The 19,411-nt window shown below is 70.9% G+C and carries 13 protein-coding genes; 1 reads left to right on the plus strand and 12 read right to left on the minus strand.

Annotation, left to right across the window (positions count from 1 at the left end; genetic code table 11):
* The 10 genes from G537_RS37115 to G537_RS0109260 all read right to left on the minus strand — a co-directional run.
* Positions 1-5,276 (minus strand): toxin TcdB middle/N-terminal domain-containing protein (locus G537_RS37115; protein ID WP_034851187.1); only part of this gene is annotated, 5,276 nt, incomplete at its 3' end.
* 439 nt (positions 5,277-5,715) lie between these two features.
* The gene (gene gspD / locus G537_RS37120; RefSeq protein ID WP_155888558.1) at positions 5,716-8,094 is read right to left on the minus strand and encodes a type II secretion system secretin GspD; all 2,379 of its coding nucleotides are present in this window, start codon (positions 8,092-8,094) and stop codon (positions 5,716-5,718) included.
* 245 nt (positions 8,095-8,339) lie between these two features.
* A complete protein-coding gene (locus G537_RS0109225; RefSeq protein ID WP_026869877.1) occupies positions 8,340-8,996 on the minus strand; it encodes a GntR family transcriptional regulator in 657 nt (218 codons plus the stop codon).
* Between the two features lie 6 nt (positions 8,997-9,002).
* Complete coding sequence (locus tag G537_RS0109230) at positions 9,003-10,169, minus strand: NAD(P)/FAD-dependent oxidoreductase (protein ID WP_026869878.1); 1,167 nt, start codon at positions 10,167-10,169, stop codon at positions 9,003-9,005.
* Between the two features lies 1 nt (position 10,170).
* Positions 10,171-11,571, minus strand: coding sequence for an FAD/NAD(P)-dependent oxidoreductase (locus tag G537_RS0109235; RefSeq protein WP_026869879.1), 1,401 nt, complete (start codon positions 11,569-11,571; stop codon positions 10,171-10,173).
* The gene (locus G537_RS0109240) at positions 11,568-11,861 is read right to left on the minus strand and encodes a (2Fe-2S)-binding protein (protein ID WP_026869880.1); all 294 of its coding nucleotides are present in this window, start codon (positions 11,859-11,861) and stop codon (positions 11,568-11,570) included. Before G537_RS0109240 ends, G537_RS0109235 begins: the two co-directional genes overlap by 4 nt.
* A 2-nt stretch (positions 11,862-11,863) precedes the next feature.
* Positions 11,864-12,658: an ABC transporter permease gene (locus G537_RS0109245; protein ID WP_026869881.1), complete on the minus strand. Its 795-nt coding sequence runs from the start codon at positions 12,656-12,658 to the stop codon at positions 11,864-11,866.
* Positions 12,655-13,530, minus strand: a complete 876-nt coding sequence (locus G537_RS0109250) for an ABC transporter permease (protein ID WP_026869882.1) — start codon at positions 13,528-13,530, stop codon at positions 12,655-12,657. The genes G537_RS0109245 and G537_RS0109250 overlap by 4 nt, the downstream gene beginning before the upstream one ends.
* Complete coding sequence (locus tag G537_RS0109255) at positions 13,523-14,593, minus strand: ABC transporter ATP-binding protein (RefSeq protein WP_026869883.1); 1,071 nt, start codon at positions 14,591-14,593, stop codon at positions 13,523-13,525. The genes G537_RS0109250 and G537_RS0109255 overlap by 8 nt, the downstream gene beginning before the upstream one ends.
* Positions 14,594-14,638: 45 nt before the next feature.
* Positions 14,639-15,694: an ABC transporter substrate-binding protein gene (locus G537_RS0109260; RefSeq protein ID WP_034851259.1), complete on the minus strand. Its 1,056-nt coding sequence runs from the start codon at positions 15,692-15,694 to the stop codon at positions 14,639-14,641.
* A 125-nt stretch (positions 15,695-15,819) separates the two neighbouring features.
* Here G537_RS0109260 and G537_RS37125 point away from each other — a divergent pair, with 125 nt between their 5' ends.
* Positions 15,820-16,743: a LysR substrate-binding domain-containing protein gene (locus G537_RS37125; RefSeq protein WP_051248236.1), complete on the plus strand. Its 924-nt coding sequence runs from the start codon at positions 15,820-15,822 to the stop codon at positions 16,741-16,743.
* Positions 16,744-17,008: 265 nt separating this feature from the next.
* On the opposite strand, the gene G537_RS37130 is transcribed toward G537_RS37125, so the two are convergent.
* Together G537_RS37130 and G537_RS37135 are read right to left on the minus strand one after the other, a co-directional pair.
* Entirely contained in the window at positions 17,009-18,235 is a 1,227-nt protein-coding gene (locus tag G537_RS37130) for an MFS transporter (RefSeq protein WP_051248237.1), read from the minus strand.
* On the minus strand, positions 18,232-19,341 hold the full coding sequence (locus tag G537_RS37135; protein WP_081688706.1) for a hypothetical protein: 1,110 nt from the start codon (positions 19,339-19,341) through the stop codon (positions 18,232-18,234). Before G537_RS37135 ends, G537_RS37130 begins: the two co-directional genes overlap by 4 nt.
* Between the last annotated feature and the right edge of the window lie 70 nt (positions 19,342-19,411).

Below are 19,411 nucleotides of genomic sequence, written 5' to 3' on the forward strand. Positions count from 1 at the left end.
CCGTCCTGGTTGTCCGCCGTGACCAGCCGGAACAGCCCGTCATAGGCGTAGGTCCAGTGCTCCGGCTGCCGGACCGTGATGTCGGCCGTCTTGATCAGGCCGATCGTCGGGTCGTAGGTGTAGCGGACCGAGAACCGGTCGTCCGACCCGACCTTGGTGGACCGGGTCAGCAGCCAGCCCCGGTTCGGATCGTAGCTGTCGACCGTCGTCGCGCCGCTGGCATATTTCGTCTCCAGCGGCCGGCCCGCCGCATCATAGGTGATCGACGCGATCAGCCCCGGGACCGACTTCAGCCGTCCGGCCCCGTCATAGGTGAACGGGGTGCCGGTGCTCCCCACCTGGCCGACGGTGTCGCCGGCGCTCGAATTGTCCGGATAGGTCTTGCCCAGCACCCGGCCGCCGCGGTCGTATGCCGTCCGGGCCGTGAAGGTGGAGCGCGGATCCGGCTGGCTGCAGTTCACCGTCTGGTCCGCCCCCGGCTGCCACACCGTCCAGCGCTGCGTCACCACCCGGCCCGCCACATCGTAATCCGTGCACAGCCGGCCGAAGGCGTTCACCTGGCGCACCAGCTGCCCCCTGTTGGCAGCGCCCGCCGGGCCGCCGTCGTAGAAATAATCCGTCACCTCGCCGCCGGTCGGCGGCTGCCCCTGCAGCCGCACCCGCTTGCGCGTCACCCGGCTCAACGCGTCATAGGCGAAGCTGGTCACCGTCCCCCGCGCATCCGTCTGCGCCACCAGACGGTCGGCGAGGTCGTACCGATAGGTCGACGCCCCGAGATCCGGGTCCGACACCGCGATCCGCCGCCCCAGCGTGTCGTAGCCGTAGCTCCATCTCGCGCCGATCGGATCGGTGATCCCGACCAGCTGATCCGCCGCGTCCCAGGTGAACACCGTGTCGGCCCGGGCGCTGTTGTCTTTCCATTGCTCGGTCGCCCGCACCCGGCCGAACGCGTCGTAGCGGGTCGCGGAGATCTTCCGGCCGGTCGGGTCGTACACCGCCGCCCAGCTGTAGGATTCGGCGCCCGGGTTGAAGCCGTACTCCGTCCGGTAGGCGTTCTTATCCGGCAGGATCCTCCAGACCTGCCGGTCCAGCGCATCGAAACGATAGCTCGTTCGAGGCGCAGGGTTGGCGACGGAGTGGTCGCCGGCGTAGTACGGCACCGTCTCGGCGATCAGATTGCCGCGGCCGTCATACTCCTTGTCGACCACGATGACCTGGGCCTGAGTGCCATCCGGGGCCGTAGCGTAGGTGTGCCGGATACGGCCGAAGCCGTCGAACTGCTGCTGTCCGCCGATATAGGTCCCCCAGACCGGGCCCGGCATCCGGACCTCCACCTTCTGCGTGGCCGGATCGCCGATGCCCAGGTATAGCCATCGCAGATAGTCTCCGCCCGGCTTGTCGACCTGGGTCGGGCGGCAGAACTCGTCATAGAACCAGGTCGAGACCTGGCCGTTCACGTCGGTCGTCGTCGCCGGCTTCAGGCACGGCAGGTGGATGCTGGCCTTGGTGACGTGGTTCAGCCGTGGTTCCGTCGCGGACAGCTGCTTCACGACCTGCGCCGGAAAGAGGTGGAATTGCGGGTCGTAGGAGGTCGTGGTGCGGATCTCCTGCGAGCCCACGGTCTGGGCCGCGGCGATCTGGTTGCCCCAGCCGTCATAGGCGAAGCGCCGCGTCACCCAGCCGGAAGGGTTCGACAGCCAGCGCCGCTCCGCCGTCATGTCGCCCTTGGTCGGCGGCGTCCAATAGTCGGCCGCGCCGTCATACAGATACAGTGTCTGCCGCAGCTGCGTGCCGCCGGGGCCGAGCAGCTTCCGGTAGGCCGGCAGTGCGACGATGTAGCCGGCCGTGTTGGGGAAATAGCCGGTCAGGGTGACGCGGTCGTCGGCCGCCGCCGCCGGATCGTTCGGAACGACCAGCCCCTGCTCCACCAGCCGCGTGACGTTGCCCCAGATATCGAAGCTCCGCTCGGTGCGGGTGGTATGGCGATCGCCGCTCGCCAGCACGAGATCCGCCGCGCTCACCGTGTTCCACGACCGATAGGGGACGGTGTTCCGCTCGGCATAGCCCTCGCGTTCCTCTCGCAGCACCGCGGTGTAGCCGTTGGGGCCGGCATGGTGGCGGATCAGCTTCGGCTTGCCGGCCGACGCCAGGCTCTGCATGAACTGGTAATGGACCCCGGGCGCCGGGCCCGTCACGCTCGCCGGCCGTTCGACGAAGACGCTGGCGAAGCCGAGGAAGCGCCGCTCGCCCGCATGCCAGCGGCCGCCGCCGTAACGGAAGGTGGTCACCGCCCGCGGGCTCACGCCGTCCCACTGCCCCACATAGGTCACGACCGGCAGCACGAAAGGCAGGTTGGCATTGGTATAGGCCGAGGAGGGCGTGTACCCGATCCAGGTCTGGCCGCCGATCGGGTTCTTGGTCCAGATCAGCAGGTCCGGCACCGGCGCCGGCGAGTTCGCGGCCGGCGACGAGTACCGGATCGAGAACTCGTCGTTCAGCACCTGAACAATGTCGGCCATCCCGTCGCCGTTGAAGTCAGCGACGCCGTCCACCCTGTGGGCGTCGATGATCTGCGGCGGCCGCGACCATTGGCCGGTCAGCAGCAGCTTTGCATGTGTCTTGGTGTTCAGGAACTCGTCCGGCTTGTCGAGGAAACCCGTCACCAGCAGGTCGGTCCGGCCGTCGGCGTTGAAGTCCCCGGCAAACAAGCGGCATCCCCGACTGTCGTCGTATTGGCTGCACTTGCCCTCGATAGGGACCTGACCATGCAGCGCCAGCTTGTGGCCGTAGGAGAACAGGAACTGCACCTTCGGGTCGGTGGTCCCGACCAGCCTGGCGAGATCGGTTGCGCCGTCGCCGTTGAAATCGCCCTGGGCGCCGATGAAGCTCCAGCCGTCGGGCAAGGCGGTGTTCGCCGTCTTGTCCAGGTCGAACCGCGCCCCCGCCCGGTGCTCGTACACCCCGGAGCCGGTGCTCCCCAGCTTCATCTCGGCGACCACGAGCTCCTGCCGGCCATTGCCGTTCAGGTCGGGGGTCGCCACCACCTGCATGGTGTCGCCGAGATCGGCGCCATGGTCGATCGAGCCGAAGCCGCCGCCCGTCCAGTAGTGGATCTTCCTTTTTTCGTATCCGTGGACGGGATCGTTCTTCGCCGTGACGACGAACTCCACCCTGCCTTCGCCGTCGATATCGGCCAGGGCGACGTCCCCGCCGCCGGTCCGATCCAGCGGATCGCAGGTGCGGTTGTCCGGATTGCCCCCGGTGCAATGCCGCACCGGATCGGCGATCCCGATTCGGTATTCCTGCCAGTTCGGCGCCGACCCGTTCCAGCGCGACAGCCACACCGTGATGCTGCGGCTCGTCACATGTGCGATATCCGCCTTGCCGTCGCCGTCGAAATCCCCCGTCCGGAAGCTGTAATTCGGCGCCTTGTCCTCCTCCTCGGCTTGAGGGTCGCAGCGCCGCTCCCCGCCCGGCGCGGTCGTCGTCGCCAGCTCGTTCCTACCCGGCACCGACCGCCACAGCTGCAATGAGCACTGTTTGACGTATTCCGGCTCCTGGGATGTCCCGATGTTCTCCCTATCGGTGCGGACCATCAGCACGTCCTGCCGGCCGTCGCCGGTGAAATCCGCGTAGGTAAAGGTCTGATCCTTGGTGTCCCCGACCTGGTAGGATGGTCCCCCCGACAGTGACACCCCGCCCGTGGAGTACTTGAACTGCCATTCCGGCAGGTGGCGGCCGGTGTAATAGCCGCCATTCTGGTCGTGCCAGACGAAGTCCGTCCCGTAGTGCCGCACCGACGTCAGCCGGGGGAGGCCGGTCGAGCCGTTCGTGTAGTACAGGTGATAGGCACGCAGGCGCTGGTCGGCGACGAACACCTCGATCCGGTGGAGCCTCTCTCGCAGACGGGCCAGCCCGTTCCCGGTCGCGCGGGTCAGCTGCTCTCCGAGGTACCAGCCGAGGTTCACCTTGACCTGGTTGTAGGTGACTTGGTACGGCCAGCAGATCGGTGCGGTGCATGCGTAGCGGTAATAAGCCGCATTGCCGTGCGGGTCGCTGACCCGGGTCAGCAGCCAGCGGTAGCGGTTCTGCGCCACCCAATCCTCGTCCCCGACCGCCATGGTCGTCGCCGAGGACGACGCGGTCGATGCGGCCTCCGCCACTGGCGTCTCCGGCACTTCGGCTGGATCATCGGGCGGCTCGACCAGCTCCGGCACCGTCACCACGGCGCTGTCGAGATCCCAGTTCTCCTCCTCGGCCGGCGGCTCGGCCGAAGTCCCCTCCAGCGTCGGGTCGGGCTCTGTGACCGTACCGGTACCATCGACAACGTCCGGTCCGGGTTCCGCCGTTATGCCGGCCTCCGTCTCCTCGGGCGACGGCGCTTCGGGCGTGCCGTCCAGGGCCGTGCTCGTCTCGGCCACGCCGGCGGTCGCCGTCGCGGCCATGGCCGGCTCGGCTTCCGCGGCGGCCGCCCCGGCGGCCGCGACATCCTGCGCCAGGCGGAACACCGACAGCGTCCCGTCCGGATCCCACACCAGCCATTGGTTGTAGGCGGCCTCGTATTTGATCTTGCGGTAGCTCTCGACCCGGGTCGTGTGCGTGCCGCCGGCGGCACAGCTCGCCGTGTTCGCCCGGGTCGCCTCCGACAACGCGCTGCAGGACACCAGCTCCTGCCCGTCCAGCATGTAGACGTCGTTGCTGTCGAGATTCGCCACGCCCTTGCGCGGCGATACCCGCACGATGTCCGGGACGCCGGCGAGCCGCCACCCGATCCCGACGAAGCCGGCATAGTGGCCACCGGCCTTCAGGCCCAGGGTCGAATCGTAGACCAGCTTCAGCTTCGGCTCGAGGCCACGATACGCGGGAACCTCGATCGGCAGCTCTGTCGTGTAGCTGCCGTTGAAGGGCGCCGGGGGCGGCTCGTTCGGCAGAACCGGCAGCGACAGCTGCCGCGGCGTCGCATCATCCGATGCGGCCGCTGCGGCAACCGTCGTCGCGGCTGCGTCCGGCGCGGCGCCGCTCTCGGGCTCCGCCGGCGTTTCCGGCTGAGCCTCGGCCGTGTCTGCCTCGGACGAGGGGGGCGCCTCGGCCGCTTCGTCCGAAGGAACCAAGGTCTCCGGCCCGATCGTCTCTGGCGGCGGGGCTTCGTCCTGGGCGCGGACCGCCGGCGCACCGGACAAGGCCGCCAGCACCAGCATCGACACCGAGACCGCGCGCACCGCGCCCCACGCCGGGAACGCAGCCGCGCCCGACCAGACCCGAACGTCCGCCCGCATGATCTTGTCTCTCCCCCGCTGCGCGCTTGCGGTCTCGCCTCCCGCCGGCGTCGCCCGCTCTCGGGGCGGGCTTGGACCGGCGTGACTCGACCGAGCGTCGAGAAAATCACTGGTTCAAATCACAAGGCCGGCGTCCATCTCGCCAGCGCTACCGCACTTATCCGATCAATGCTCCGGACGACCGACGGTCCCGGGCACGCAAACCCTCACTCCGACTCCGGCAGATCCGCCGTCCTCGGTCTTCAGATCAATTTATGACAAATGCCCTCCGTGCCCGCTTCATCGCCGGTCACAGCCCTGCTTCGCCGTGCCGTGCCGGTCGAATTTCACGGGAACATGAATAAAAGTTAATCCGAGTCTCGGGCTGCGCGCAAGCCACTCACGCAAATATTCCTGACGGGACGACGCGCCCGGCCGACTGCCGCCCGGTTGCAAGGCATCATTTCTTGGGCGGGGGAGCGCCGAACAGCTGCATCCGGTTCCGGAACTCCTCGGCCACCGCCTTCGCGTCGGCGGCGCTGCGGATCACCCTCGGCGTGATCAGGATCACCAGCTCGGTGCGCTGGTCGCTGTTCGAGACGCCGCTGAAGAGGTTGCCGACGAGCGGAATATCGCGCAGCACCGGAACGCCGGAATTGCCGGTGCTCTGGCGATCGGAGATCAGCCCGCCGAGGATTACGGTCTGGCCGCTCGCCACGGAGACCGAGGTTCCGACCTCTCGCTGCGAAATCGTCGGATTGGTCCGGTCCTCGGTTCCCTCCACGACGTTGCTGACCTCCTGGCGGATGTCGAGATCGACCTGGCCATCGGGGTTGATGCGGGGTGTCACCTGCAGGATCACACCGGTGTCGCGGTACTCGACATTGTTGACGATGGGCGCGTCCGGGTTGTCGGTGGATTGCTGCTGCCGCGTGATCACCGGGACCTGGTCGCCGACCTTCAACTGCGCGGTCTGGTTGTCGAGCACGGCGAGCGACGGCGACGACATCACGCGGACATTGGTGATGCTGGCCAATGCGTCCAGGATGACGCGGAAATTGCCGCTGCTGATGATGAAGTTGAAGCCCGGGACGGTCGGGTTGACGCCGAAGCTGCTGTTCTGGGTGAAGACGCCGGAGAAATTGCCGCTCTCCAGCCAGAAATGGACCCCGTAGCGCAGCTGGTCGGTCAGGGTGACCTCGGCGATCGTCGCCTCGATCAGCACCTGGTACCGCGGCGTGTCCATCAGCCGGAGCGCCGCCTCGATCTTGCGCCAGGCCTCGGGCGTCGCCATGACCATCAGCGAGTTCCGCTCCTTGTTGGCGACGATCTGGGCGCCGTCGAACGGATCGGGGCCGCGGCCCGCGCCACCTGACCCGAGCGTTCCGGCATCGCCGCCTACCATGCTGTTCAGATCGTCGGAGAGAATGCCGAGCTTCTCGCCGGCGGACATCACGGCTCCCGTATCCATTGTCGAGGCGCCATCCGCGCGCGAGGGGATCGAGGCGGCGCCCGTGGACGCCGTCTGAACCGGCAGGGCAGGAGCCACGGCGCTGCCGTCGCCGCCGATCTGGGAACCGCCGCGGCCACGGCCCATGAATTGGCCGAGGATCGAGGCCAGATTCTCGGCCGTGCCGTTCGCGACCCGGTAGACGTAGAGCTGCACGCCCTGCTTGTCGCCCTGGTCGAGCCGGTTGATCCAGGTCTCGGCCTGGCGCAGGCGCACGGGCTGCCTGGCCACGACCATGACGGCGTTGAGCCGGCGCACCGGGATGAAGTCGATCCCGCCCTGCAGCGGCGTGCCCTCGGCGCCCAGCTTGAAGACGGAGCGCAGCTCCTGGATCATCGAGGCGGGATCGGAGCGGCGCAGGGGGAACAGCCCCGCTGAGACGCCGCGCATCGCATCCACGTCGAAGGCCGCGACCATCTCCGCGATCGCCGCCCGGTCGCCGCTCGGCCCCGAGACTACGACAAGATTCCTGGCCGGGTCGGTCCGGACCATGTTGCTGTTCGCCACCGGGCTGATCAACGGCGCGACCGTGGCCGCCTCGACGAACCGCAGGGGAATGATCGAGACTCCGTAGCCGGCCGGCAGGGGCGTCGGGTCGGATCCCAGCTGCACCATCACCCGGCCGCCCGCGGCTTCGCTTGCCGGCACGATCCGATAGCCGGCGCCCTCGGCGACCATGGCGGCGCCGTTCATCCGCAGCACGGTCTCGACCGTTGCGAGGAGGTCCTGTCGGCTGAGGGCGGCACTGCTGGACACGGTTGCGCTGCCCTGGATCCGCGGGTCGACGCTGTAGGAGACCTTGAGCGTGTCGGCGAGGACGGCCTTCAGGAAGTCTCGGATGTCGGCGTTCTCGAAGTTGATCTGTGCGCCCTGGCCTGAGGCAACGACCGGCGCGGCAGCGGCTCCGGCCGGGACGGGCGCGCCGTCGGTGCCGAAGTAAAGCTGTGGGCCGCGGAGGTCGGTCGGCGAAGCGGTCACCGCCACCGATCCCGACGGTTGCCGCGGCAGTTTTGACGGAACGTCGAAGTTCGCCGCGGCCAGTGGGTTGACCCGCGGAACGGTCCCCTGGCCGTTCTGCTGACAGCAGGCCACGCCCAGCGCCGCCGCCAGAATCGCAGCAAGCCGCAAACCGGCAAGCCAGCCGGCCTTCCCCACACGGTGCATGTACGAACCGTCCCCCACACGTCCGAATTTGTGCCTATTCGGATCCTCCCCACCATGCCGGGCGGCAGGCGCTCTGACAAGTGACGGTCTTTCGCAATAGGGCGTGTCCCTGGGAGTGGTGCAGCGGGGCCGTTGAGTTGCCTCGCCGACGCGGCCGCCGAGCACGATCTGGCGGGGAGCTCAAGCAGGCAGGCATCGGAGAGCTTTCGTGTGGTTGGCTACCTGTCCAGGAGGTGAACGCGTCGTAGCGTCGGCACGCTCGCTATACGGCGATGGCGAGCTTGTATGGGGATCGGTGGCATCCTGCCCCCGATTTGACCCTGCGTCGGGCCATAGAGGGGGCGAATCGGCGATCGCTCCGGAGCCGTATCGTCAAGCGACCGTGTGATCGAGGCAAAGTTCGCCGACGTCTAAACATCGGCGGCAGCGCCGGAGACGATTTCTCTCACGATCGTGGTCAGCCGTCCCCGCTGCGAATAGAGGAGGCGATCCAATTCATGAATCGCCCGCTGCATCGAGCCAGCATCGAGAGCGCCAGTCAGTGCCTCGATCTGCTCCCGGATCTCGGCGGCGTGGGTCGATCCGCAATCGACCAGACGCACATACCGCGTCCGCTCGTTGCATTGCCGCGTCAACCGGACCAGCTCGCGGTTAAGCGAGATGCGCGCGATCTGCTCGTGCAGGCGTTCCAACCGGATGCAAAGCAGGCGTGACGCCTCGGGCGCAGCCATGGCGGGGTCCTCTCCGGATGGAGGCGCCGCCACGAAATCATCCTTCCGCGCCTCCAGGGAGCTGCGCAGCACCACGTGCAGCAGGCCGTACAGGTCGTCGATCTCGTGGAGGTCCGGGACCTTGGTGAAGAAGCCCCGGTTCGGCTGGGTGGTGATCAGCCCCTCGTCGGTCAGGCGGATCAGCGCCTCGCGGACCGGCGTGACGCTGACCTTGAGGGTGGCCGACAACTCGTTGATGTGCAGATGCTCGCCGGGACGGAACTGGAAATCGACCACCAGCTCCTTCAGCTTCGAATAGACCGAAGCCACCTTACGGCTCTCGACACCGTAATACATGTCCGTTTACTCCGTGGGGCAGGCCATCGTTCCGGCGGCGCCGGCGGCGGCAGGGTCGCGCCGGAAGCGATCGACCCGAAAGGGAGCGACGGGCAGGGAGGCAGTCCCGTCGAGCGCAAGCTCGGCCAGGATGCGGCCGACCACCGGACCGAGCTGGAACCCGTGCGCGGAAAAGCCGAAGGCGTGGAACGCCCCCGGCTCCGCGGCGCTGGGGCCGAGCACGGGCAGCCCGTCGGGGGTGAAGCCCTCGATGCCGGACCAGAAGCGCACGATCGAGGCCCGAGCCATGATCGGGAACAGCGCCGCCGCGTTTCCGGCGGCCCGGGACAGGGCGCGGACATCGATCGCCGTGGCGTTGCTGTCCAGGTCGACCGGGGCCCGATGCCCGCCGCCGATCAGCACGGTGCCGTTCTCGAACTGCTTGAAGGACAGGGCGCGCCCCGCCGCCCCGACCACCGGCCCGACGAAACGCGGCATCCGGGCCGTGACCATCATCATCGACCCGTTCGCCGCCAGCGGCACGGCATCGCCGAGCGCCGCCGCCAGCCGGCCGCCCCAGGCGCCGGCGCAGTTGAACAGCAGGGCCGCGTCGTGCGGTTCGCCTCCGGCGGTCACGCGCCAGCTGCCGCGATCCGGGCGGGTCACCGCCGTGACCGCGGCGCCCTCGACGATGCGCACGCCCTCGCGTTCGGCCGCGCGCCGGAACGCGGTCGTGGTCCGGAACGGGTCGGCGAAGCCGTCATCGGCGACGTGCAGCCCGCCGAGGCAGTGCGGCGCGACCGCGGGCAGCAGCCGGCGCAGCTCCGGCCGGTCGATCACCGCCTCGCGATGGTTCAGTCCGAGCGCGTCGACGGCGCGGCTGCGCCGGCCCAGCCCTTCCATCTCCTCCACGGTCTCGGCGACGCGGACCTGGCCGCTGGGGCGGAAGCCGCAATCGTCGTCGACCAGCGCCTCCATCCGCCGCCACAGCGCCTTCGCCGCGACCGACAGCGGCAGCTCGGGCAGGGCCCGGCCCAGGGTGCGGACGCCGCCGGCATTCACCCCCGAGGCATGCCGGCCGACATAGTCCTTCTCGATCACGGTGACGCCGAGGCCGCGCCGGGCCAGATGCAGCGCGGTCGAGCAGCCCTGCAGGCCGCCGCCGATCACGATCGCGTCCGAGGTCGGCCGCATCTCATGCCTCCGCCGTCTCAGCCGCCCGCAGACGTGCCAGCTGGTCGAGCGGCACCGGCCGGATCGGCGGCCGCACCCGGAAGCGCCCGACGGCCTCGACCGGCAGGCCGGATGCGGCGGCGGCCAGCTCGCTGACCGTGCCGGCGCAGATCCGGCCCTGGCACGGCCCCATGCCGCAGCGCAGAGCGCTCTTCAGCCGGTTCGCCTCCACCGCGCCGCGGCGGACCTCCCGCCGCACCATGCCGGCCGTGACCTCCTCGCAGCGGCAGACGATCACGGCGTCGTCGGCCGGGACCCGCAGCCCGAAGCGTGGCCGGTAGAGCCGCTCCAGGAACGGCCGGATCGCAGCCTCGCGCCGCAGCGACGCCTGCAGCGGCCGGGCCAACGCATCCCGGTGCCGCTCGGAGAGGAAGTCGAGAGACCAGGCCGCGGCCAGGGCCGCCAGCCGGCCGCGGTCCGCCGCCGCCCGCGCCCCGACGATACCGGCGGCGTCGCCGGCGATCAGCAGGCCGGGCACCGCGGACCGGCCCCAGGCATCTGTCTCCGCCGTCCAGCACAGCCGGTCGGCATCCCACAGCGGCGGGCAGCCGGCGGCCCACGCGAGCTGGAGATTGGGCACGACGCCCTGATGCAGGAACACCGTCGTCACGCCGTCGAGCGGCTGCCAGACGCCGCCGCGCCGGAACGCGACGCCGGCGACGCGGCCGCGGCCCACAATCCGCAGATCCTCGACCCGGCGGAACACGGGCACGCCGGCGCGTCGGATCTCGGCCAGCAGGCCCAGGCCCTTGGCGAGGGTGCGGAGCGCTGATCCCCCCAGCGACAGCGATGCCAAAGCGCTGCGGCGATCGGCCGGATCGGTGGTGTCGAGGATCGCCCGGATGGTCAGGCCGGCGCGCAGATACTGCGCCGCCACCAGATACAGCAGCGGACCGCAGCCGGCGAAGACGGCGCCGTCGACGGCCAGGGCGCTCGATTTCAGCAGCAGCTGGGCGGCGCCGGCGGTCATCACCCCGGGCAGCGTCCAGCCTGCGACCGGCATCGGGCGTTCCAGGGCGCCCGTCGCCAGGATCACCCGGTCGGCGGTGATCAGGCGGATCCCGTCGCCGTCGGAGAGGGCCAGCCGGAAGCCGGGCTCGATATGCCAGACGCCGGCTCCGGGCCGGTACTCGACCGCGCTGTCCCGGAGGGCCACGGCGAGGCCGGCCCCGGCGGCATAGTCCGGACCCAGGATCCGGGTGCCACGCAGCGGCGATCGTTCGACCGAGCGGTAGATCTGACCGCCCGGCCCGCCCTGTTCGTCCAGCAGCACCGTGTCCAGGCCGAGCGCATCGGCCTGCACCGCGGCGGCCATGCCCGCGGGTCCGGCGCCGATCACGGCGAGTTGGTGGCGGACCGTCATCGGCCGCCCGCCGAGGTGCGGATCCGCATGCCCGGGCGGACCTCGGCCAGGCAGGCCTGCTGCCCGGGCCGGCCGTCGATCTCGACCAGGCAGTCGAAGCAGGCCCCCATCATGCAGTATGGGCCGCGCGGCAGGCCGCTGACCGCGGCGCGGTGCAGGGCCCGGCGACCGTGCAGCAGCAGGGCCGCCGCCACCGAGGCGCCGGCGGGAACCGCCAGCCGCCGGCCGTCGACCTCGATCTCCAGCGTGGCGGGCTCGCCCGCGGCGGCGATGCGCGAGAATGCGGCCATGGTCAGCCCCGCCCCGCCAGGATGCGGTCGAGGCCGTAGAGGCGTTCCAGCACGGCCATGGCGCCGAGCGCGCCGATGATCAGCAGGGTGGAGACGGAGGCGACCAGCGGCGTGATCGTCTCCTCGATCCGGAGATAGAGCCAGACCGGCAGGGTGGTGGTCGAGGGCGAGGCGATGAAGGCCGTCATGGTCAGCTCGTCGAAGCTGTGGATGAACGCCAGGATCCAGCCGCTGCTGAGGCCGGCGGTCAGCAGCGGCAGGGTCATCCGGCGGAACACGGTGAAGGGGCGGGCGCCGAGTGACGCGGCCGCCTGCTCGATCCGCCGGTCGAGGCCGGCGCAGGCGGCCATGGTCAGCCGCAGCGCGAAGGGCAGGACGACCACGGTGTGGGCCAGGATCAGGGCCGGCAGGCCGCCGGACAGGCCGAGCCCGGTGAAGAAGCGCAGGAAGGCGACGCCGAGCACGACATGCGGCACCAGGAGCGGCGACAGCAGCGCGGCGCTGACGGCGTCGCGGCCGGGGAAGTCGCGGCGGGCGATCGCCAGCGCCGCCGGCAGGGCCAGGGCCGCGGCCAGGGTGGCCGAGGCCAGCGCCACCAGCAGGCTGAGCCGCAGGGCGCGCAGGAACTCCGGCTGCTCGAGCAGGGCGAGGTACCAGCGCAGGGAGGCGCCGTCGAAGGGCAGGGACAGGTAGGCCTTGTCGGTGAAGGAGACGAGGCAAACCATGGCCAACGGCGCCAGGATGAAGCCGATGAACAGCGCGTGGAAGGCGAGGGCGAAGGGGCCGTTGCGCCTCATACCGCCGCCTCCGGCCGCACCACCCTGCCGCTGCGGCGGCGGTCCATCAGCCGGCGGCAGAGCAGCAGGACGGCGATGTTGCCGGCCAGCAGCAGCATGGCGATGGCGGCGCCCAGCGGCCAGTTGAGCGTGTTCAGGAACTCGTCATAGGTGGCGGTCGCCGCCACCTTCAGCCGCCGGCCGCCGATGATCGCCGGGGTGGCGAAGGCGGTCGCCGCCAGCGAGAACACGATCACCGCCCCGCCCAGGATGCCCGGCAGCATATGCGGCAGCACCAGGCGCCGCAGGATGGTCAGCTCGCCGGCGCCGAGCGAGGCCCCGGCGCGCTCGATCTCGGGATTGAGGCGCTGCAGCGACGCCCAGGCCGCGACGACGATGAAGGGCACCAGCACATGCACCAGCGCCAGCACCACGGCGCCGGGGCTCTGCAGCAGCGAGACCGGCCCGCCGGCGAGGCCGAGCGCCTGCAGCGCCAGGCTGACCGGACCCCGGCCGCCCAGCAGCAGGGCCCAGCCGAGCGTGCGCACCACGACCGAGATCAGCAGCGGTCCCAGGATCACCAGCAGGAAGATGCCGCGCCAGGGCGGGGCCATGCGGGACAGCACCACCGCCTCGATCGAGCCCAGCACCACGCAGGCGGCGGTGACCACCGAGGCCAGGGCCAGGGTGCGCAGGAAGATCGCGTGGTAGTAGGGGTCGGACAGGATCTCGAGATAATTGCCGAGGCCCGTCGTCGCCTCGATTCCGCTCTCCGGCCGGAAGCCGTGCAGGCTCAGCAGCAGGGTGGCGAGCAGCGGCGTCGCCAGCAGCAGCGCGGTGAACAGCAGCGGCGGGGCACAAAGGAGGTATGAGGTCCCGGCGGGGCTACGCATGACCGTCCTCCCGGCCGCCGACAACGCGCAGATCCTCGGTGTCCCAGGACAGGCGGATCGCCTCGCCCTCGCCGAAGGGCGCGCTGCCGCTCTGGCGGTGGACCAGCAGCGAGCCCAGGGCCGAGTCCACCTGGTAGACCCAGTGGCTGCCGAGAAAGGCCCGCGCCCGGACGACGCCGGCCAGCCCGTCCCCGGCCTGTCCGCCGTCGATCCGGATCCGCTCCGGCCGCAGCGACAGCACCAGCCGGCCCGCCCCGGCATGGCCGTTCAGCGGCGGCGCCGGAATGCGGCGGCCGCCGACCTCCAGCTCGATCCCGGCCGGCGTCCGGATCGGCGTGCCGGCCAGGATGTTGCTCTTGCCGAGGAAAGAGGAGACGAAGCTCGAGCCCGGCTGTTCATAGACCTCGCGCGGCGTGCCGACCTGTTCGATCCGGCCGGCCCGCATCACCGCCACCCGGTCGCTCAGGGCCAGCGCCTCGGCCTGGTCGTGCGTCACCATGAGGGTGGTGGTGCCGACCTCGCGCTGGATCCGACGCAGCTCCAGCTGCATCTCCTCGCGCAGCTTGGCGTCGAGATTGGACAGCGGCTCGTCGAGCAGCAGCAGCGGCGGCTCGATCACCAGGGCGCGGGCCAGGGCGACGCGCTGCTGCTGGCCGCCGGAGAGCTGCGCCGGCATGCGCCGCGCCAGATCCTCCAGCCGCACCAGCGCCAGGGCCTGCGCCACGCGCCGCGCCCGCGCGTCACGCCGTACGCGCCGCATCTCCAGCCCGAAGGCGACGTTCTCGGCCACGGTCATGTGCGGGAACAGGGCATAGCTCTGGAACACCACGCCGAGGCCGCGGTCGCAGGCGCGGACCCGGCCGATGTCGCGGCCGCCGAGCCGGATGGCGCCGCCGGTCGGGTCGATGAAGCCGGCGATCATCTGCAGGGTGGTGCTCTTGCCGCAGCCGGACGGCCCCAGCAGCGAGACGAACTCGTCGTCCCGCACGGTCAGCGACAGCCCGTCGACCGCGGCGACGGGGCCGAAGCGCTTCGACAGGTTTTCGAGGACGAGGTCGGGCATCGATGGGCCTCCGCAGTCGGGGAGCGGTGTCGTCGGGCGGCGGGATCAGCGCTCGATCTCGCGGGCCCAGCGGCGGGTCCAGTCCGGTCGCGCCGCATTGACCTCGGGCCAGTCGACCCGGACCAGCCGGTCGATCGCCTCGGGCCCGTAGACCACACGGGCGGCCACCGCCGGTGTCAGCGTCACCCGTCGGTTCGCCGGCCCCCAGCCGGCCTGCTCCGCCAGCAACGCCTGCACCTCGGGGCTGAGCAGGTAGAGGATCAGCTGCCGCGACAGCTCGGCGACATCGCTGCCGGCCACCGGGCAGGCCATGGACACCAGGGCGACGGCGCCCTCCTTCGGCATCGCGAAGGCGACCGGGAAGCCGGTGTCGGCCAGCGCCTGGGTGCGGCCGTTGCCCCACACCGCCAGCGCCGCCTCGCCGGTCTGGAACAGCTCGGAGATCTTGGCCGAGCTGGTCTCGAAGGACAGCACCCCCGGGGCCACCGCATCGCTCATGAAGCGGAAGCCGGGCTCGATGTTCCGGGCGTCACCGCCCCCGGTCCGGGCGAGGGCGAGCAGGGCGTGCAGGCCGTAGCTGTTGCTCAGCGACGGCACCAGCACCTGCCCCCTGAGCGCGGGATCGCCCAGCTCGGCCCAGGATTGCGGCGGCGGCCGGTTCAGCTTGCGGAAGGTCTCGGTGTTGTAGGCCAGCCCGGTGGCGACGATGCCGATCCCGACGGCCCGCCCGGCACCGCCGGCGCCGGCCAGGGGATACAGCTCCTCCAGCACCGGCGCCGTCGGCAGCGGATCGCACAGGCCGAGGCCGATCGCCTGCTGCATCGGCCCGTCATCGAGCAGCGCGACATCCACCTCCGGACGGGCCCGCTGCGCCTGCAGCCGGGCCAGATTCGCGGCCGAAGTGCCGGCGACATAGTCGACGCGCACGCCATGGGCCTGCTCGAAGGGCGGCAGGATCCGCTCGCGGAACACCGCCTCCGACGACCCGCCATAACCGGCGAACACCAACGTGGGCTGCGCCCGGGCCGGCGTGGCCGCAGCGGCCAGGCCCAGGACCACCCCGACCGCCGGCAGCATGCCGGACCGTCCTCCCATGTTCATCAGCGACACGGTGTTGCTCCCGTTGTCACAGAATTGACACATGAGCCGCACTATGAGAAGTCGAGGCTATGCTGTCTAATTCCATGATTTCGCGTAAGCATGCCTGGTTGGCATAGGGCGGCGTCATGAACGTCCGCCAGCTCGAGGCGTTCCGCGCCGTGATGATGGTCGGCACCGCGACCGCGGCGGCGGAGCTGCTGCGGCTGTCCCAGCCGACGGTCAGCAAGCTGATCGCCCAGTTCGAGCGGGGCAGCGGGCTGCAGCTGTTCGAGCGGGTGAAGGGCCGGCTGGTGCCACGGCCTGAGGCGGTCGCCCTGTTCCAGCATGTCGACAAGCTGTTCGCGGCGATGGAGGAGGTCGGGCGCAACGCCCGCCAGCTGGCCAATGTCCAGACCGGGCATCTGCGGCTGGTGGCCTTCGCCGCCCTGGCGCTCGACTTCCTGCCGCGTGCCATCGCCTCGTTCCTCGCCACCCGGCGCGAGGTGACGGTGACGCTGAACGTCCGCGCCTCCAGCTACGTCGCCGAATGGGTGGCCGGCCAGCAGGCGGATCTCGGCTTCGTGTCCGGGGCGCCGGCGGGATCGGGCGTGGTGATGGAGCCGTTCGAGCCGACGGACAGCGTCTGCGTGCTGCCCCTGAACCACCCGCTGGCGGGCCGGGAGGAGATCCGGGCCGCCGACCTGGAGGGGGAGCGGTTCATCTCGCTGGGCCGCGACACCGCGCTGCGCCACCGCATCGACGGTGCGTTCGAGACCGCGGGGGTCGCACGCCGGGTGGTGATCGAGACCGGCTATTCCGCAACGGCCTGCGCCCTGGTGGCCAGCGGCGCCGGGGTGACGATCGCCGACCCGATCTCGGCGCTCGACCGGTTCGACCGCGGCGACGTGGTGCTGCGCCGTTTCTCGCCGCGCACGCCCTTCATCATGCAGGCGGTGTTCCCCGCCGCCACGGCCCGCTCGCTGCTGGTCACCGAATTCCTGCTGCACCTGGCCCGGCAGAAGCGCGACGCCGATCGCCGGGTCGAGATCGCTCTGTCCCGGCGGATCTAGCCCGCATTTCTCACACTCCCTGTGCCCTGGGCCGACGCCCCATGCCGCCAGGGCAGGAGCCGCGCGCAGCGCGATGTGGGCGCATCGGGCAAGCGCGGCGACGCACCCTGGCGGCATGAGGCGTCGGCCCAGAGGGTCGCCTTGCGGCGGCCGCCTGCGGGGGCGGGCCGCTCAACCGTATGTCTCTATACGCTTTTCGCGTCCCGCCCCCGCATCCGACTCGCCGCAAGGTGACGCAGGGCGTAGGGAGTGTGAGAAATGCGGGCTAGGCCAAGCTGCCGTCCCGCACCGGCAGGGCGAAGCGGCGGCGCAGCCCCACCCCGGCCGCCAGCGTGGCGCCCGCCGCCAGGAAACTCGCCCCCAGCCCGCTCGCGGCAGCGATCTCGCCCCAGATCACGCTGCCGACGGCCAGGCCGCCGAAGGCGCAGGTCATGTAGGCGGAGAGGGCCCGGCCGCGCAGCTCCGGCTGCGCGGACAGTTGCACAGTCGCGTTCAGCGTCGACAGCATGGCGATCCAGCCGATGCCGGCGAGCGCCAGCAGCACCATCGCGACGACGGGCGGCGGCGCGGCCGACAGGCCGGCCAGCACTCCGGCGAAGAGCAGGCTGGCGCCGCTCAGCACCGTCTCCGGCGGCCAGCGCCGGCGCAGCCCGGCCAGCAGCACCGCCCCGGCCACCGCGCCCGCGCCGAAGGCTCCCAGCAGCAGGCCGTACAGCAGGGCGCCGCCCGCCAGCCCCGAGCGGGCGAAGACCGGCAGCAGGGCCAGGACCGCGCTGGCCGGGACGCCGACCGCCACGGCGCGGACCAGCACCGCCCGCAGGACCGGGCTGGCCAGGATGGAGCGCAGCCCGGCGCGCAGCGTCGCCCGGCCATCTCCCCGGTCGAGCCGGGCGGCCGATCGATGCAGGCGGCCCAGCAGCACCCCGATCAGCACCAGCGAGGTGAGCACGTTGAGCAGGAAGGCGGGGGCAGCGCCGAGCGTTGCCACCACGATCCCGCCGATGAACGGGCCGACGACGCGCGACAGGTTGAAGCCGACGCTGCTGAGAACGACGGCGGCCGGCACCTGCGGCGCCGGCACCAGATCGCAGATCGCGGCCTGCCAGGCCGGCCCGCGGATGGCGATGCCCACCCCGATTAGGAAGGTCAGGATCAGGATCGCCGGTGGCGTCGCGAGCCCCTGCAGCGCCAGCCCGGCCAGGACCAGGGCGGCGACGGCGCTCCAGCTCTGCGCCAGCAGCTGGACCAGCACCCGGTCGCGCCGGTCCGCCAGGACGCCGCCGACCAGCGAGAACAGGACGACGGGGGCGGAGCTGGCGGTCTGCACCAGCGCCACCTGGTCGGCCCCGCCTTCGACCAGCAGCCAGGCCGCGCCGACGGTCTGCGCCCAGGCGCCGACATTCGCGATCATGGTCGCGATCCACAGCGACCGGAAGGCACCGGACCGCAGCGGTGCGCAGGCCACCCGCAACGGCGCCGCCACCGGGGTCACGCCGCTTCGGCGGCCATCATGGCGCTCGGGCCTCCGGTCAGGGTCTCGTGGATGCTCTGCGCCACATAGAGGTCGAGCACCGGCAGCCCGACGCAGGTCAGCAGCGCCGGCCGGCGCCAGGCCGCGCCCTGGCCGGCCAGGGCCTGCCAGGCGCTCAGGATCTGGTAGCGCCCGGCCTCCGCCTCCAGCGACCGGCCGGAGCGGGAGAAGTACAGCGCCAAGCTCTGCGAATTGCGGTGGCTGACCGAATGCACGTCGTCGCACATCACCGTGCCGTGCTCGAGCATGCGCCGGATCAGCGCGGGCGGTGTCTCGTCGCCGCCGAGATGCAGCACCACGGCCTCCGGCCCGATCGACGCCGCGTCGAGCACCGGCTCGCGGGCATTGGAGGCCGTGACCACCAGGCGGCAGGCCGGCAGGCGATCCTCATCCGTCACCGCGATCACCGGGAAGGCGGTGCGGACGGACTGCTCCGCGGCGAAGGCGGCGGCGCGCTCCGGCGTCCGGCTCTTGACGTAGACCGCGGCGATCCGCGGGCCGTGATGCGCCTGCAGATCGGCGATCAGCTTCTCCGCCACCGCGCCGGCGCCGAACAGGAAGACGGCGAAGGACGGCAGGTCGGCCAGGAACAGGTCGACGGCGATCGAGGCATAGGCGCCGGTGCGCGCGGCCGAGATCTCGGTGCCGTCATAGACCGCGAGCGGCTGCATCGTCAGCTTGTCGAACAGCAGGATGGTCGAGCGCGACCGCGGCAGGTTGAGCAGGCGGTTATAGGCGTTGGAGCCGACGATCTTCACGCCGCCGTAGCGGTCGTTGACGCTGACCAGCGCGCTGAGCTTCCAGTTCAGCCGCTCCTGCGTGAAGCGGCTGTCCAGCGCGGGAGATTGCAGCAGCTCCAGCAGCTCGGGCTCGCCCGGCTGCAGCACCACCTTCTCGCCATAGGCCGTGCCGGCGGCGACCGCCTTCAGCGCCGCCCGGACCAGCCGCCCGACATGGGCCGCGTCCAGCGCGGCCGGGCGCGGCGGCTCGATCGGGACGCCGGCGAGGCGCAGGGGTGGGGCCGCCGGCAGGCGCAGGGTCGGATCGTAAAAACCGAGACCGGTCATGTCTCAACTCCCGAGCGTGAAGGCAATGGCCTGTCAGGTGTCCGTCAAGATTCGATCAAGCTATTCGATG

This window comes from Inquilinus limosus DSM 16000, assembly GCF_000423185.1.
GTDB classification, from domain to species: Bacteria; Pseudomonadota; Alphaproteobacteria; order DSM-16000; family Inquilinaceae; genus Inquilinus; species Inquilinus limosus.